15 protein-coding genes are annotated in these 15,340 nt (G+C 54.1%); 7 read left to right on the top strand and 8 right to left on the bottom strand.

What is annotated here, in order from left to right; all coding sequences use genetic code 11:
- Window positions 1-296 precede the first annotated feature (296 nt).
- Together AC6I8R_RS23805 and AC6I8R_RS23800 are read left to right on the top strand one after the other, a co-directional pair.
- Window positions 297-878 carry a flavodoxin gene (locus AC6I8R_RS23805; RefSeq protein WP_497833076.1) on the top strand — a complete coding sequence of 194 codons (582 nt, stop codon included), beginning with the start codon at window positions 297-299 and terminating at the stop codon, window positions 876-878.
- Window positions 879-985: 107 nt separating this feature from the next.
- Window positions 986-1,183, top strand: a complete 198-nt coding sequence (locus AC6I8R_RS23800; protein ID WP_021182267.1) for a hypothetical protein — start codon at window positions 986-988, stop codon at window positions 1,181-1,183.
- A gap of 504 nt (window positions 1,184-1,687) precedes the next feature.
- Here AC6I8R_RS23800 and AC6I8R_RS23795 read toward each other — a convergent pair.
- On the bottom strand, window positions 1,688-3,979 hold the full coding sequence (locus AC6I8R_RS23795) for a FepA family TonB-dependent siderophore receptor (protein ID WP_497833075.1): 2,292 nt from the start codon (window positions 3,977-3,979) through the stop codon (window positions 1,688-1,690).
- Window positions 3,980-4,187: 208 nt separating this feature from the next.
- Between AC6I8R_RS23795 and AC6I8R_RS23790 the strand changes: the two genes are divergently transcribed.
- Window positions 4,188-4,526 (top strand): DUF488 domain-containing protein, encoded by a 339-nt coding sequence (locus AC6I8R_RS23790; RefSeq protein ID WP_497833074.1) that lies wholly within the window; start codon window positions 4,188-4,190, stop codon window positions 4,524-4,526.
- A 294-nt stretch (window positions 4,527-4,820) separates the two neighbouring features.
- Window positions 4,821-6,605 (top strand): tannase/feruloyl esterase family alpha/beta hydrolase, encoded by a 1,785-nt coding sequence (locus tag AC6I8R_RS23785; protein ID WP_497833073.1) that lies wholly within the window; start codon window positions 4,821-4,823, stop codon window positions 6,603-6,605.
- Window positions 6,606-6,632: 27 nt separating this feature from the next.
- On the opposite strand, the gene AC6I8R_RS23780 is transcribed toward AC6I8R_RS23785, so the two are convergent.
- Window positions 6,633-7,523, bottom strand: a complete 891-nt coding sequence (locus tag AC6I8R_RS23780; protein WP_415175578.1) for a LysR family transcriptional regulator — start codon at window positions 7,521-7,523, stop codon at window positions 6,633-6,635.
- 115 nt (window positions 7,524-7,638) lie between these two features.
- On the opposite strand from AC6I8R_RS23780, the gene AC6I8R_RS23775 reads away from it, so the two are divergent.
- From AC6I8R_RS23775 to AC6I8R_RS23765, 3 genes are all read left to right on the top strand, one after another.
- A complete protein-coding gene (locus tag AC6I8R_RS23775) occupies window positions 7,639-9,066 on the top strand; it encodes a coniferyl aldehyde dehydrogenase (RefSeq protein WP_497833163.1) in 1,428 nt (475 codons plus the stop codon).
- 26 nt (window positions 9,067-9,092) lie between these two features.
- On the top strand, window positions 9,093-9,776 hold the full coding sequence (locus AC6I8R_RS23770; RefSeq protein WP_497833072.1) for a type 1 glutamine amidotransferase domain-containing protein: 684 nt from the start codon (window positions 9,093-9,095) through the stop codon (window positions 9,774-9,776).
- A gap of 214 nt (window positions 9,777-9,990) precedes the next feature.
- Entirely contained in the window at window positions 9,991-10,944 is a 954-nt protein-coding gene (locus tag AC6I8R_RS23765) for an aliphatic sulfonate ABC transporter substrate-binding protein (RefSeq protein WP_021182260.1), read from the top strand.
- 10 nt (window positions 10,945-10,954) lie between these two features.
- Here the strand turns inward: AC6I8R_RS23765 and AC6I8R_RS23760 are convergent, their stop codons facing one another.
- From AC6I8R_RS23760 to AC6I8R_RS23735, 6 genes are all read right to left on the bottom strand, one after another.
- Window positions 10,955-11,263, bottom strand: coding sequence for a CcdB family protein (locus AC6I8R_RS23760; RefSeq protein ID WP_021182259.1), 309 nt, complete (start codon window positions 11,261-11,263; stop codon window positions 10,955-10,957).
- Window positions 11,264-11,266: 3 nt separating this feature from the next.
- A complete protein-coding gene (locus tag AC6I8R_RS23755; protein WP_036624317.1) occupies window positions 11,267-11,509 on the bottom strand; it encodes a type II toxin-antitoxin system CcdA family antitoxin in 243 nt (80 codons plus the stop codon).
- 191 nt (window positions 11,510-11,700) lie between these two features.
- Entirely contained in the window at window positions 11,701-12,705 is a 1,005-nt protein-coding gene (locus AC6I8R_RS23750) for a ribokinase (RefSeq protein ID WP_415174567.1), read from the bottom strand.
- A 2-nt stretch (window positions 12,706-12,707) separates the two neighbouring features.
- A complete protein-coding gene (gene alsK / locus AC6I8R_RS23745) occupies window positions 12,708-13,598 on the bottom strand; it encodes an allose kinase (RefSeq protein ID WP_497833071.1) in 891 nt (296 codons plus the stop codon).
- On the bottom strand, window positions 13,595-14,287 hold the full coding sequence (alsE, locus tag AC6I8R_RS23740; protein WP_021186281.1) for a D-allulose 6-phosphate 3-epimerase: 693 nt from the start codon (window positions 14,285-14,287) through the stop codon (window positions 13,595-13,597). The genes alsK and alsE overlap by 4 nt, the downstream gene beginning before the upstream one ends.
- Window positions 14,287-15,336 carry an ABC transporter permease gene (locus AC6I8R_RS23735; RefSeq protein ID WP_021186282.1) on the bottom strand — a complete coding sequence of 350 codons (1,050 nt, stop codon included), beginning with the start codon at window positions 15,334-15,336 and terminating at the stop codon, window positions 14,287-14,289. Before AC6I8R_RS23735 ends, alsE begins: the two co-directional genes overlap by 1 nt.
- Window positions 15,337-15,340 lie beyond the last annotated feature (4 nt).

The raw sequence follows: 15,340 nt of genomic DNA, 5'->3' as shown, positions 1-15,340 counted from the left end.
AGGTAGCCGCGTGCTGTAATGGTTGTCTGAAGTCAGCGTGTTGGCATTCATTCGTAGCGGTGCGATTTATCGCGCGGGCCTGCAATTCGCGCGATAAATCGCGCCGCTACGGAATGTGCCTTCACTGCAAAGCAGTAAGCCCTGTGCTGCCATTTTTCCACCAATCGTCACGCTCGCGGCCAAATATAAAATAAGGCCTATGATCTTCGTTCATCAATAATGCCGCAAATCGTGTATTTATCCGCGCAGATTAACCTTTAAGGTTGTTTGAGTTGGATAAATTATGATGAGGTCGTATGGACGATAACATTAACCTGTCTCGCAGGGAGCTACTGCCTTTTCTCGCGGGTATTTCCCTGCTGACGCAGCCAGCCGCAGCTGCAATCATCACCGGTCAGTCGGATTCGCTGGTGGCTTATCATTCACGCAGCGGCAACACGCGGGTGATTGCCGGGATTCTTCAGCGCGCCCTGCAAGCCGATCTACATGAAATCCTGCCGCAAACACCCTACCCGGCTGATTATCTCCAGATGGTTGAACAGGCAAGCGATGAACGCAAAAACGGATTTAATCCACCATTGCTGCATGATCTGGCTGAGATAAAACGTTATAAAACCATCTACCTTGGCTATCCAATCTGGGGAATGAGTTTGCCTGCCATCGTCCGTTCTTTTTTAACGCGTCATGATTTCTCGGGAATAACGATTGTTCCGTTTATCACGCATGGTGGTTATGGCATCGGGGACAGTCTGGTCGTGCTGGAAAAATCAGCGCCGGGTGCCCATCTCCTTGCGCCTTTTATTATGCAGGCCGATCAGGAACGCCAGACCATGGAAAAAACCCTCGACTGGTTGGTAGCAGCGCAACATAAAAGCTAACCGCCATGAAGCTTCCTCAGAAAATGAATCGTATAAAACACAGACAAGCCAGGTTTTGGGGCCGCACCAGATATGGTATAGTGACGAAGAAATGAACAAGAGGATGTATGAAACATACCCCAGTAAATGCTGAAAATCTCTCGGGCATGTTGGCTAAGGCCCGTAAAGCCGGAACCGTTCGTATCGCCGGTGGCACGTATGATGAGCGCCGCGCGCAGTTCATGAAAGACGTCCTGGGAATGGATGACAATCTTATGGTTGAAGGAACGACCCGTGGCCAGAAGAAAAAAGATTTCGCACGTTGAAACCAGCGCCCTATTCACAGCAATCAGCGCTGAATATGGCTTTGATAATGAGATCGTACTTTCTTACTTCCAGGATATTGATGAACTCCAGCAACTGTGGGAAACAAACAATGAAGTTTGAATCTATTCACAGGGCGAAAAACACCAACATGGCTGGCTGAAAGAATCCCATCTCAAAGGTGACGGTAGTCTGGTCCCTCTTTATATCGGTTTACACCATACCCGCGTACTGGATGACCCGGATGAACATGATCCATTGCCGTCGTTTCATTTGAAGAGCGAGACGGTTTTGAACATCCGGTCCTGCCTATCCTCACCATGATCGACCATTCCGATATGTTTGGTGAGCAGGGTGCCGCAAAACATAATTCGCAACAGATGCACCTTATTCATAAAAAATTGGATTATCTGGTTAAAGGAATATTTCCGACTGATGAAGGATAGATGACAAACCGTTCAAAATGTGGCCTCATCATTGACGATGAGGCCATATGCTCAATGTAATCAGAACGAAGTTGTCACACCTGCATAATACGCGCGACCCGGTTCGTTATAGGTCGAAGCGCCTTCGTTTTCACGATAGATTTGCTTGTTCAGCAGGTTGCTGATACCGGCAGTGAATCGCAGGTTCTTGTTGTACTGGTAGTTCATACCGACACCAAAGATGGCGTAAGCCCCCACCTCATTTTCCGACAATCCGCTGGCTTCCTTACGAATTTCTGCTGTCGTACGCGGATGCTGGCGGCCATACATGGTCCAGCTTAAGGTGGCGGAGAGTGCATCGGTCATCTGCCAATCCAGCCAGCTGTTTACCGTATATTTCGGGATCAACGATAACGGGTTACCGGTCGATTTATATTTCGAGGTGAACATGTAAGTCGCGTTGGTACGCCAGTTCAGGGTATCTTCCACCAACGGAATGGTCAGGTTGGCTTCAAGGCCCTGCGTCAGCGCCTTACCACCATTCTGCCACTGGTAGATATCATAAGTGGAAGAATACCAGGAACTTGCCACACTCACCGTACCCAGCGAATTATCCCCCGCGACGATTTTGTTCTGATAATCGTTGCGGAAATACGTCAGTCCGGCGCTGTAACCTTCATCAGTCCATTGCAGCCCAACCTCTTTGTTGACGCTGATTTCAGGTTTCAGGTCGCTATTACCCATCAGATAGCAGCCGTTGCTGCCTCCAATGTTACAACCGTTGCCGCTGCTCGCCAGCAGGTAGCCTTCGCTGGACTGATACAGGTTTGGCGCTTTGAACACACGCGCGATACCGGCTTTCAGCGTGAAGTGATCACCCAATTCCTGCTGAATGTTCAGGCTGGGACTCCAGTTGCTGCCGAAGCGATCGCTGTAATCAAAACGCAGGCCCGGAATCAATGTGGTGGCGTCGAAGGCATCAATGGTGTCTTCCAGGTAAATGGCGCTGAGTTCCTGGCTGTTTTTGCTGCTGCGCTGGGAAGGATCACCCGATACACCGTTGATATCGATACCGGTCGCATCCGTTTCCTGCATTGATGCCGGATCGTCCAGCTGCTCCTTATTCCATTCAGCTCCCAGCGTCAGAGTATTGTCCACCAGCAGGGTGAAGGGGATGGTGTACTCATTATTGATGCGCCAGGTTTTATAACGGCTGGTGTTGTAGGTGTCGCTGTTGATCATCCCTTCCACTTTGCCGGTAGAGCCTTCGTCCAGGCGCGTGTTGTGGGTATCTTCATAGCTCAGGGTCAGTTTGGACTGGCCCCAGTCCCAGATGCCGTTATGGGTCACGCTGTAAGCCTGGCGATACATGCGGTTGGTTTCCTGACCGTATAAGGTCGGCACCAGGGTACTCAGGTTGCTGTTGCTGTATTGGGTATCACCGGCATAGATATTGCCCTGACGGCTGTAGGCGTAGTTGAAATCCATATACTGCTGCGGATTGATCTTCCACTGCACCGCCGCGTTGATATCGCGGTTGCGCACGCCCTCACGACCTGCCGCGTAAGAACCGTTTTCGTTGGTATTAATATCGTAGGCATCAGCATCGGTTTTGTTGATGTTGCCGTACAGACGCATGGTGAGCACATCATCCACCAGTGGACCGCTCAGGCTGAAGTTCATGCGTTTGGTCGCGCCTTCATCCTTGTCTTCCGGTTGATTGGTGTAGAGCGACAGTGAACCATGCCAGTCATTGGTGGGACGTTTGGTGATGATGTTCACCACGCCGCCCATCGCGCCGGAACCATAATGTGCCGCCGCCGGGCCACGTAACACATCGATATGGTCGACCATTTCCGGCGGAACCCAATTGCTGTCGCCACGGGTGTCACGTTCGCCGGTGCGGCTGTAGCGCACGGAACTACGGGAAGAGACGGGCACGCCATCGATCAGGATCAGGGTGTTTTCTGGCCCCATACCGCGAATATCAATCTGACGGTTGTTACCACGGCTACCGGTTGCGCTGTTACCGGTTAAGTTCACACCCGGCATTTTGCGAATGATTTCGGACAGATCGTTGACCGGCGGATTGCGTTCCAAATCTTCTTTGGTAATCAGCGATGCACCAGGCTGCTGCTTCAGTTTCTCTTCAGCTTTGGCCGAGACGACCATAGTGTCTTCGTTGGTCGGATTGACCGTCGGTTCGGTTTTGCTTTTCTGCGCGGAGTCAGCGTCAGTTGCGGTTGCTGCCCCCTGCTCCTGTAACGATAAAACATTTGATGGTGTTTCGGCTGCCAGAGAGAAGCCACTGTGGATGACCAGCCCAATCAGCAATGAAAGGGTCGTTTTCCTTTTTCCAATTAAGTGAGACATTTTGTTACGTCCAGTTATTATTTTCCATACTCAGAAATGAGCATGCGAATAATTATCATAATCATTCCGATAATTGACATAACCGAAACAAAATGACACACCTAATCGCATTAGGTTACCTCCTTTATCCCAATCCTGATGCTAATAACCGAACAATTAAAATTATGGATAAAATAAGGAGATACGAAAAAGAAAGGGAGTAATTAACGTGATCCACTGTAAACGCGTTTATGAACCCGCATCATCTGAGGACGGCTATCGAGTGCTGGTCGATCGACTCTGGCCGCGCGGAATGAAGAAGACCGATCTTCAATATGATGAGTGGAATAAAAACCTGGCTCCCTCCACAGAATTACGTAAAGCATTCCATGCTGATTTAATCGATTTCACCGCGTTTCGTGAAGCGTATTTACAGGAGCTTGCCGGGCATGCGCCTGAAGGACGTCAGTTGGTCGCTAAAGGAAACGTCACGCTGCTTTATGCGACAAAGAATACGACACAGAATCACGCTGAAGTACTGGCGGAATGGTTGCGTTCATTACCCTAAACGCTTACGTAGCCTTATAACAAAAGCTCTGTTTGGCGACCACTTTATCGGTTTCAGTCGTAACGATAGTCGCCTGGTCGGATTGCAGTTCGTTTATCCGCAGCGATGCTCTCAGCCGCTGCAAGTGGCGGCGTTTAGTGATTTTTTATTGGCTGGCTGGACCAGAACTGAGGGCGCAGGTTAGTCAGATTGATTCGTTAAAATACCGAAAAAATCCACGTTAAAATTTTGCTTCTGGCTATCATTCCCAGATTAAAACCACAGCAACACGGTGACAAAACGGGAACCGATACCATGAATACGATAACAACCAGAATCTCAGGATGGCTGATCGCCATTGGCGTCATGCTACTTGCGACGCAGGTGAGTGCGTCCGTGAACTTAGCCATTGTGAAGCCGGTGCTGGACTGTGGCCAGTTAACGACCGTTAACTTTAGCGACAAACTTGGTGAGAAAGTCACCCTCACATCTGCCACGTCCCTGAAAACTGATAAAGGGACATTCTGCCAGGTTAAGGCCAACATCGCACCGGCGATCGGTGTTGAGGTAGCGCTACCGCAACAGCAGTGGACACAACGTTTTCTGCAAGTGGGCTGTGGCGGATTATGCGGCCAAATTAACCTCAGCCTGTCGAATGCCAACGGCTGTGTGCCCGCCACTCAGGGCGAGTTTGTCGTTGCAGCGACAGATATGGGCCATAGCGGCGGCATGATGGATGCCAGTTGGGCAGAGGATCCACAAAAACGTATCGATTTTGCGTATCGCGCCAATCATCTCACCGCGCAACTGGCCAAAGCCTTGATCCAGGCGTACTACGGCCAGGCGCAAAAATACGCCTACTTTATGGGCTGCTCCGATGGCGGACGCGAAGCGCTGATGGAAGCACAACGCTTCCCGGATGATTTTGATGGCATCAGCGCCGGCGCACCGGCGGCGTTTTTCCAGTTCCAAAACTCCTTTTTCCACGGCTGGAATGTGGTCGCCAATCAACGCGCGGATGGCAGCGCAATCCTACTGAAAGACCGCCTGCCGATTCTCCATCGTGCGGTGCTGGCGCACTGTCCAACACTTTCTGGCGTCAACGATGGTTTGCTGGCAAATCCGTATGCCTGCACCTTCTCCCCCAACTGGGTGAAGACCTGTGCCGCCAATCAAAGCGATAAATCAGACTGCCTGACCGCAGAAGAAATCAGTGTGGCGGAAAAACTCTATCGGGGAGCTTACGACAGCGCAGGCAATCAATTTGTGCCAGCCGGTCTGCCCCTGGGGTCAGAGTTACGTTGGCCGGTGCCAGCAAGCGCCAATGGCCACTCGATGTCGGAGATGATGGCACTGCCCGCGCTGCAATCGGTATTGCTGCCGGGTGGCAAACAGAATATCACCACGATGCGCGATTTTCCGTTGAACAAGCAGAACTTCACGGCGGTCGCACAGCTGGCTCCGTTGTATAACGCCGCCAACACCAACCTGAACCGCTATATGGTGCGTGGCGGAAAGCTGATTATGTGGCACGGTTTGGCGGATGATTCTGTCAGTCCGGCATTCTCCATCGCCTATTATCGTGGCGTTGAGGCTTATCTTGGCAAACAATCCACGGAGAAGTTTATCCGCCTGTTCCTGTTACCTGGTGTGGCCCACTGTGGCGGCGGCGAAGGTTTTGATCAGATCGATTTGCTGACGCCATTGATGGCATGGACCGAGCAACAGGTTGCACCGCAAGCGCTGATGACAGGTAAGTCAGCTCAACAGGCAAACATGGATATGCCGCCGATGCCGCCCCAGGGCAAAATGCCCGCGGGCAACGCAAGCGCCGAAGTGCAATTTCACGGCGTTCAGCGCGCCAGCTCACCGCTAGCCACTGCCATGCCTCCCTTAAAAGCCACCCGACCGGTCTTCCCTTATCCGTATATCGCGCAATACAAGGGTACAGGCTCACCCGACAAGGCGGAGAATTATGTGCCAGTGAAATCAGCAGCCTATGACAATCTGCTGGTGGGTAAGCCGGCCAGCGACTTTATTGGTCCTGACAATCAAAAGAACTATGTCGCCAAAGGCGGCAGGCTGGAGATTCAGCCGTAATGATCTCCTGACCGGGCGGGTGAGTTGTCACTCGGCCCGGTTAAGCCGCCACACCAGCGTCTGGCGGGCATGGGCGACTCGGGGCTGACGTAACGCGCTGGCCAGCCACACCAGGTTGTAGCGAATCTCGGTGTCCCCCACCGGGGCGTGGAGCGCCACCAGCGCCCCCTGCTCGATCTGCTGTTGGCACAGAAACTGCGGCATCACCGACCAGCCAAACCCCTGGACCAGCAAACTACGTTGACCGCGTAAATCCTGACCGACCATCGCCGGGAGCAGCGTCTGGTAGCTGATGCGGTTTTTTTCCAGCCAGTGGTCAATCAGCGACAATTCCAGGTTATACGCGAGGAGCGGTTCTCGCAGTAAGTCAGTGGCAAAATCCGCACTGGCATTCAGTCGCGACGCCACGCCCGGTGAGGCAACTGCCAGAACCTTATCGCGAAATATCACTTCACCTTTTAATCGGCTATCCGTCACCGGATGGGCCGTAATGCCTAAATCGCAATGCCCCTCAACCACCATTTGCGTCACCAGCGGTCCGTCACCGGTATGCATATGAACCCGGATGCCACTCTCCAGCAGCGGCAGCAACTCCCCCGCCAGCTTATCCGCCATAAAATCGGCGTGACCGATGATTTGCAGCGTACCGCTGACATCCATAGAACGCGCTCTCGCCGATGCCAGCGCCGACTCCGCGGTGTCCAGGCTGTTGCCAATATCCGCCGCCAGATCCTCGGCTGCTGGCGTGGGCAAGACCCCTTGTGGCTGGCGTTCAAACAACGGTCGGCCGATGGCCACTTCCAATCCGCTGATATGTTGAGAAACCGCAGGCTGCGTCAGATTGAGCGCTCTGGCGGCACCGGATATTGAACGCTGACGGTAGACCTCCATAAAGGTACGCAAACGGACCAGTGACATAAGACCCCATAAATAAATTTATACCCCCACCAAAATAGCCTTGTTAGCCAGCTAAATCTAGCGCAGGTAAGCTCGTCGCATCTTAATCAGTGACCCGATTTAACAGGACAACATGATGAACGCTACCCAACACGATCAGCAGTTGCTGCACATTCTGCACAGCATGAAAAACGCCCATTTGCAGGCAGGTCCAGCCTCTGCGGCATTACGTCGCGACCGTCTGCTACGCAGCATCGCGCTGATTCGCGACAATCATGCTGCGATCGCTAACGCAATTAGCGCCGATTTCGGCCATCGCAGCGCTTACCAGACGATGGCGGCAGACCTGGTCACCACCATCAATATGCTGCAACATTCCGCTGATAATCTTGAAAGCTGGATGGCAGCGGAAAGCGCCGACGTACCGGTAGCGGGCATGCAGGCATGGATTGTGCCGCAACCGCTCGGGGTGGTCGGCATTATCAGCCCGTGGAATTTTCCGATTAACCTCGCCTTTGGCCCGCTGGCAGGCGTGTTCGCTGCCGGGAATACAGCGATGTTGAAGCCTTCAGAACTGACGCCGAAAACCTCGGAACTGCTGGCCGAGCTGGTCGCCCGCTATTTTGATCCCCAGGAGCTAACCGTGGTGCTGGGTGATGCCGATGTCGGACAGGCTTTCAGCCGTCTGCCTTTCGACCATCTGGTGTTTACCGGTAGCACCAATGTCGGCAAACACGTTATGCGTGCGGCGGCGGAAAATCTTGTGCCGGTCACGCTGGAACTGGGCGGTAAATCGCCGGTGGTGGTCGATGTGGATGCAGATCCGGCGCTGGCCGCAGCGAGAACCCTGACCATCAAAACCTTTAACGCCGGGCAAATCTGTATCTCTCCCGATTATTTGCTGCTGCCGGAGGGTGCCGAAGACGCCTTTGTCACCGCCGCTCGCAGCTTTATGCAGCAGGCATTCCCGACCGTACAGTCGAACCCGGATTACACCGCTATCATCAGCGATCGCCATTATCAACGGCTGATCAATCTGCTGGTGGATGCGCAAAATAAAGGCGCACGCATTATCAGTCTGGCCCCCGAGGGTGAACCGGCTTTCGATGCCGATAGCAGAAAAATCGCCCCGCACTTAATTCTGGCGGTGACGGAAGAGATGGCGGTGATGCAGGAGGAGATTTTTGGCCCACTGTTGCCTGTCAAGACCTGGTCAACGTCGGTGGCAGAAGCGATTGATTACATCAACGCACACCCGCGCCCGCTGGCGGCCTACTATTTTGGTAACGATGCACAACGTCAACAACAGATGGCACAACGCACCACCTCGGGCGCATTGGTGATTAATGACGTCATGACCCATGCTTCTCTCGACAGTTTGCCGTTCGGCGGCGTCGGGCCATCCGGTACCGGCGCCTATCACGGCATTCACGGTTTCCGCCGCTTCAGCCATGCCAAACCTGTGGTGGTGCAGGACGAGGCGGGCACCACCAATCTGCGGCTGCGCGCCCCTTATCAGGACAAGATGGCGTTACTGACATCCCTGCTCGATCAACAACAGTAAGTTACTGTGTAAAAAAAGGATTTATCATGAAAGTGTTAATGGTACTGACATCCCACGATGCGCTGGGTAATACCGGCAAGAAAACCGGATTCTGGCTGGAAGAGTTTGCGGCACCTTACTACGTGTTTAAAGACGCAGGAGCAGAGATCGTGCTGGCCTCACCGGCAGGCGGACAGCCGCCGCTTGATCCGAAAAGCGACCTGCCCGATTTTCAGACCGCGATGACCGACCGCTTTAAGGCGGATCCGGCCGCGCAACAGGCGCTGGCAACGACGGTGAAACTGGAAAGCGTTGATCAGGCCGCGTTTGATACCGTGTTCTATCCTGGCGGTCATGGTCCATTGTGGGATCTGGCGGAATCTACTCAGTCGATTAACCTGATTGAATCCTTCGATCGCGCCGGTAAACCGATTGGTTTCGTCTGCCACGCGCCGGGCGCGTTGCGTCATGTTAAAGCCGCCAGCGGTGAACCGTTGGTCAAAGGTAAACAGGTGACGGGCTTTACCAACAGCGAAGAAGCTGCCGTCGAACTGACCGACGTGGTGCCATTCCTGATCGAGGACGAATTTATCGCCCTTGGCGCGCACTACCAGAAAGGCGCTGACTGGATGCCGTTTGTGGTTGAGGATGGCAATCTGGTTACCGGGCAAAACCCGGCCAGTTCAGAAGAAGTGGCTAAGCTTCTGGTGAGTAAGCTTGCGGGCAACTGATTGCTGATATCCGGCCCGGAAGCGCAATCATTTCGGGCCTCAGATTACATAAATTCGTAGCGGCGCGATTTATCGCGCAGTCCGACAAAACCTGCGCGATAAATCGCGCCGCTACTAAGTCAAAATCCGGCAAACCTTATACCAACACGGCAGTTGGAACACTGCCGTCCCCATCTTACCCTCCTTTTAATGTTAAACATTAAAAGGAACGGCCATGCACACGCGACGTCCATTGCTGGCAGGAGCATTGCTGCTCACTGCCCTTTTCTCTTTGACCACTCAGGCAGAAGAAACCTTACGTATCGGCTATCAAAAATCGTCAACCCTGCTGACGCTGATCAAACAGCGGGGCGATTTGGACAAGACGTTGGCCGATCAGGGGATAAAAGTCAGCTGGCACGAATTTTCCAGCGGTCTGCCGCTGCTTGAAGCACTGAATCTGAATAACGTCGATCTCTCTGCCGACGTAGCCGATACCGTGCCGGTGTTCGCTCAGGCCGCAGGAGCCGATCTTACCTATTACGCGCGAGAAACGCCGTCACCCACGGCGCAGGCCATTCTGGTTCCCGCCAACTCGCCGATTAAAACGTTGCAGGATCTGAAAGGCAAAAAGATCGCAGTGACTAAAGCGGCAGGCAGCCATTACCTGTTGATCGCCGCCTTACAAAAGGCCGGGCTGACATTCAGCGATGTTAACACCGCCTGGCTGACACCGGCTGACGGGCGCGCGGCACTGGAAAATGGCAGCGTTGATGCCTGGGTAAGTTGGGAACCTTACGTCACCAGCGCGAAGGTAGAGCAGCACGCGCGCGTGTTGGTAAGCGGCAAAGGTCTGGCGAGCTATCAACGCTACTATCTGGTTTCGACGCCTTACGCTAAAGCGCATTCTCAGGTATTGAACACGGTATTTAACGCCCTGCATCAGGAAGCGGCATGGCTGAAAGCCCACCCTGCGGCGGCGGCAAAAATCCTGTCACCGTTATGGGGGAATCTACCCGTCGCGACCGTGGAGCAGGCCAATGCTCAGCGCAGCTACCAGATTGAACCGGTGAAAAGCAGCGACCTGAGCGAACAGCAGAAGATTGCCGATGCGTTTTATGCTGCGAAACTGCTGCCAAAACGAATTGATGCGCAGGATGTGGGGATATGGCAGCCGGGTAAGCCGTAATTCTGGCGGTTCAGAATCCGTCAATAATGAAATCCAGAGCGGTCCTGATCGTTTCACGCTGGCTGGCAAGGCTACAGACTTCTGTACCCAGAACAGTGAGTTGAACACCTGCCAGCTCATGCGTCATCATCAGATAATCATTACCTTCAACATGTAGAGTTGGGTTTAGACGCTGCACAACTTTTCCCTGATAGAGTTCAATTGGGGTCAACGGGATCACGATGCGCGAATCAATACTTTCAATAATATCGCTCTGTACATCCAGCAACAGTGGATAAAACTTAGACGCATTTTTGTTTTTATACACCCGATACTGCATCAGTTAAAATTTCCTGTGCATGTCTGAAAATACGCCGTTTTGCGCCATGTGTCGGTTCAAGTCTGAAATGGCATCTGTATTTTCCCGCTGCCATTGTTCAACCGCATTTTCACGTAGTTTTTCGGCTATCGCATTGGCTAATAGCTGAGACAAACTTAACCCTGCCTCCTTTGCCTGCTGAAGTAGCAAGGGTTCCAGAGTTAGTGTGACGTTCTGCTTGCGTGTTTTTAGCACTGCGTTTGGCATACTGCACCTCCGTCCATACCGTTACATGTGTAGTCTACACAGTATTATACACTTATGGAAACGCATGTCTGACACAGACTATTAAGGCATACGCGCACATTGGCTGGCGTGTTGTACAGTGGCACGGTTTGTCCGAGGGTTAACCGACCCAGGGTTTCAATGCCTGTCGCCATCTCGGTAACCCCCCCCAACTAACGCATTGTCTGTGTAGGGTACTGCCGGTTCTTCGGTATGGCGCTGGCGGAAACACCGATCTCGCTGATCGCCAGTTCCGGGTATTGCTGCATCCGTTTTACGGCGTCGTCATAACGCGGCATTGAGTTCGCTGCCCCGGCTCGTTCGACACACACCGAGGCGTACGCCGAAGCGAACAGCGCCGCCTGCTCCAGCGGTTCTCCGGCCGCCAGGCGCGCCGCCAGTGCGCCGTTAAAGGAATCCCCCGCGCCAGTGCTGTCCACCGGTTGCGCCGGAAAGACCGGCACAAGCAACATCCGTTCACCGGTTGAGAGCAGCGCGCCCTGGATACCGAGGGTGATGATCAACTGACGCACCCCTTTGCCGTGCAGGATCTGCGCCGCCACCTGTGCTGAAGCCAGGTCGGTCACTTTGGTGTTGGTCAGTTGGCCGGCTTCCGTGCTGTTCGGCGTGAGCAGGTCAACATGACGCAGAAAGGCATCGCTCACCTTTTGCCACGGGGCCGGGTTCACAATCACATAGGTTCCCGCCTGACGGGCGTTATCCACCATCCGTTGAATGGCGCTCAGGTTGTTTTCGAGTTGCACCAGCAAAATGTCAGCGGCCGCCACTGTAGGCTGGCAACGGTTCACCTCCGCCGCCGTGACCATCAGGTTGGCGCCGGGATAAACCGAGATCATGTTTTCGGCATCATCACCGGCCACGTAGATCATCGCGTTACCGGTCGGTTTTTCTTTGCAGGTGAACAACGTGATGGCGTCAAAGCCGGTCTTCTCGAGATGGCGACGGGCGAACAGACCGAAGTCGTCATTACCGACCTTGCCGATGTAGTGCACCCTGGCACCGGCTCGCAGTGCCGCCGTGGCCTGATTCGAGCCTTTACCGCCCGGCCCCATCATGCTGCTGTGTGCAACCAGTGACTCGCCAGGCTGCGGAAACCGCGACATCTTGGTGACGATATCGAGGTTGAACGAGCCAAACACGCACACTTTGCCTTTCATGTTTACCTCCCAAACTGCCGAGCAGCCGCCAGACAGGCGCCACGACAACCGGTCTGATCGGTGGCGTGGCTGATTACCATGCGCAATCCACTGCGGGTTACCGGTGGGCGCAAATGCCGCACGAGCTGGTTGCGCAGCGACGCCAGCGGAAAATCATTCATGGCCAGCACGCCGCCACCGAGGATCAGATATTGCGGGTCAATAATGTTCATCTCGCTGGCGATGATTTTTGCCAGGCGGCTGACAAACTGCTGCAAATCAGGATGATCGCCGTGCAGCGTGAACAGTTGCGACATATCGGTTTGTGCGCAGTGCTGACGCGCCCACTGGCTCAGCCAGTGTCCTGACGTCAGGGTTTCGGCACAGCCGTGATTCCCGCACGGACAGGGCAGATCGTTATTTGCCAGCGGGATATGACCAATCTCGCCCGCGCCGCCGTGCTCGCCGTGGTAGAACTGACCGTTCAGCCACAAACTGTTGCCCATGCCGGTGCCCAGATATAAACCCACGGCGTTATCCGGCAGCGTATCAAGTTGCATTAAATCCCATAACATCAGATGGTTAACGTCTTTATCCATCGCCACCGGGATACCGGTCATCTCACTGAGATGCGTCGCCACCGGGGTGTCGTCCAGCGCCTGGATAAAGGGTAACGACACCACATGCTGACGATCGCGGCTCAGGATGCCCGGCAGGCCGAGCATCACGCCATCAATCGGTTGCTGTGCCAGCACCTCATTAATCAACCCCGCCAGTGCACCCAGCGCATCGACTGACTGTGCCCAGCTGGCGGTCGGCAATTTGCGAAATCCCGCCCACTGATCCTCTCCGCGCAGGGTGAGCAACCGGGTGCTGGTACCACCAATATCTATACCCAGCCAGGTTCGACTCATGCTGACTCCCGTAACGCACCTTTTGCCTGCTCGATGTTGTCCATCATCTGGTCCCAGGCGGTTTCAAGGTTGTCATCGAGGTTAAACAACCCGGAGGTGCCGACAATCAGCACTTCTGCGCCCGCTTCCAGCAATGTACGGTAGGTGCGCTGATTGCAGGAGCCATCAATCTCAATCAGATAGTTGTAGCCGTGGCGTGCTTTCAGGTCGCGCAGCTCCTCAATCTTCTTCACCATCTCGGTGATAAACGGCTGGCCCGCATAACCAGGATCAACGGTCATCACGGTGATCTTATCCAGCAGATGGATGTAGTGATGGATGTATGACACCGGCGTTGCCGGGTTCAGCACCACACCCACTTTCTTGCCGAGTGAGCGGATCTGGTTAATCACGCGGAACGCATCACGGTTGATGGTTTCCGCATGCGGGCAGATGTAATCCGCGCCTGCTTTGGCAATCACCTCGATGAAGTCGGTCGGTTCCTCCACCATCAGATGTACATCGAGCGCCACTTTGGTGTGCGGGCGGATCTGCTCGATAAAGAACGGCGACAGGGTGATGTTTTTGACGTAGTGACCGTCCATGATGTCGATGTGCAGGAAATCAGCTCGGGTGTCGAGCACGGCCAACTGCTGTTTAATTTCCATCAGGTTCATGCACATCAAAGAGGGAGAAATTTGGGTACGCATCAGACTTCCTTTTTTTTAGTCAGGCCGGCCTGGCGTGCAAGTAAAGTACTGCGACGCACCGCACGGGAATGAGTGAATTTGGTTTTAAAGAACTTCAGGCCCAGTACCACAATCAGTACCGCACCCCACATCGCCAGGCTGAAGTGCTGGCTGATATTTAACAGGTTGAAGCCGGTGGAGAGGATTTGTAGCGCAATCAGCGACAGCACCACGCCAGTGACGCGACCAAAACCGCCGTTGGGATCCGTACCACCGAGAATGATCGCCAACACGGTGATCAGCAGATAAGAGTCGCCATAGCCCATACGCGCCGAGTTAAACCGTGCCATCATCACCAGCCCCGCCAGCACGCACAGCAGGCTGGAGATGACGTAGACCAGAATCAGCAGACGATGGGTATTCACGCCACTGAACCAGGTGGCATTGATGTTGCTGCCGCCCATGTAGATACATTTACCGGCACGGGTTTTGCCAAGGAACAGCGCCATCAGTCCGGCGGTGGCGAAGAACAGCCACAGCGGCAACGGAATGGTCAGGAAGGTGTCTGCACCGAGTGCACGTACCACATCCGGCATACCACTGACGGCGGCGCCGCGTGTCAGCCAGATACCAATGCCGTTGACCGTCATCATGGTGGCCAGCGTCACCAGAATCGGGTGCGCCCCAACCCGGCTGACCATCAGCCCGGTGATCACCCCAATCAGCGTGGCGATCAATGCCGCACCCACCAGCGCCATCAGTAGCCACAACAGTTGCAGCCCGGTGCCCGCCCCGGCAGGCATAAAGTTCAACAACACCCAGGCAATAAACAGCGCCGTCAGGTTAGCGGTGGCGATGATGCACAGGTTAAGACCGCCGCTGAGAATGGCGATAAACATCGCCAGCGTCAGCAGGCCCAGTTCCGGCAACTGGAAAGCCATGCTCATAAAAGTAGAGTCGGTCAGGAAGCGGCCCGGCAGCATAATGCTGAACACCGCAACGCCGAGCGCAATCAGCAACAGCAATCCGGGATGCGCTTTTTCACTGGTCAGAAAATTCAGATGTTTCATCACA

This window comes from Pantoea sp. X-Soil-OKNW-713 (assembly GCF_059730685.1).
This window is presented reverse-complemented; position numbering and strand designations above follow the sequence as displayed.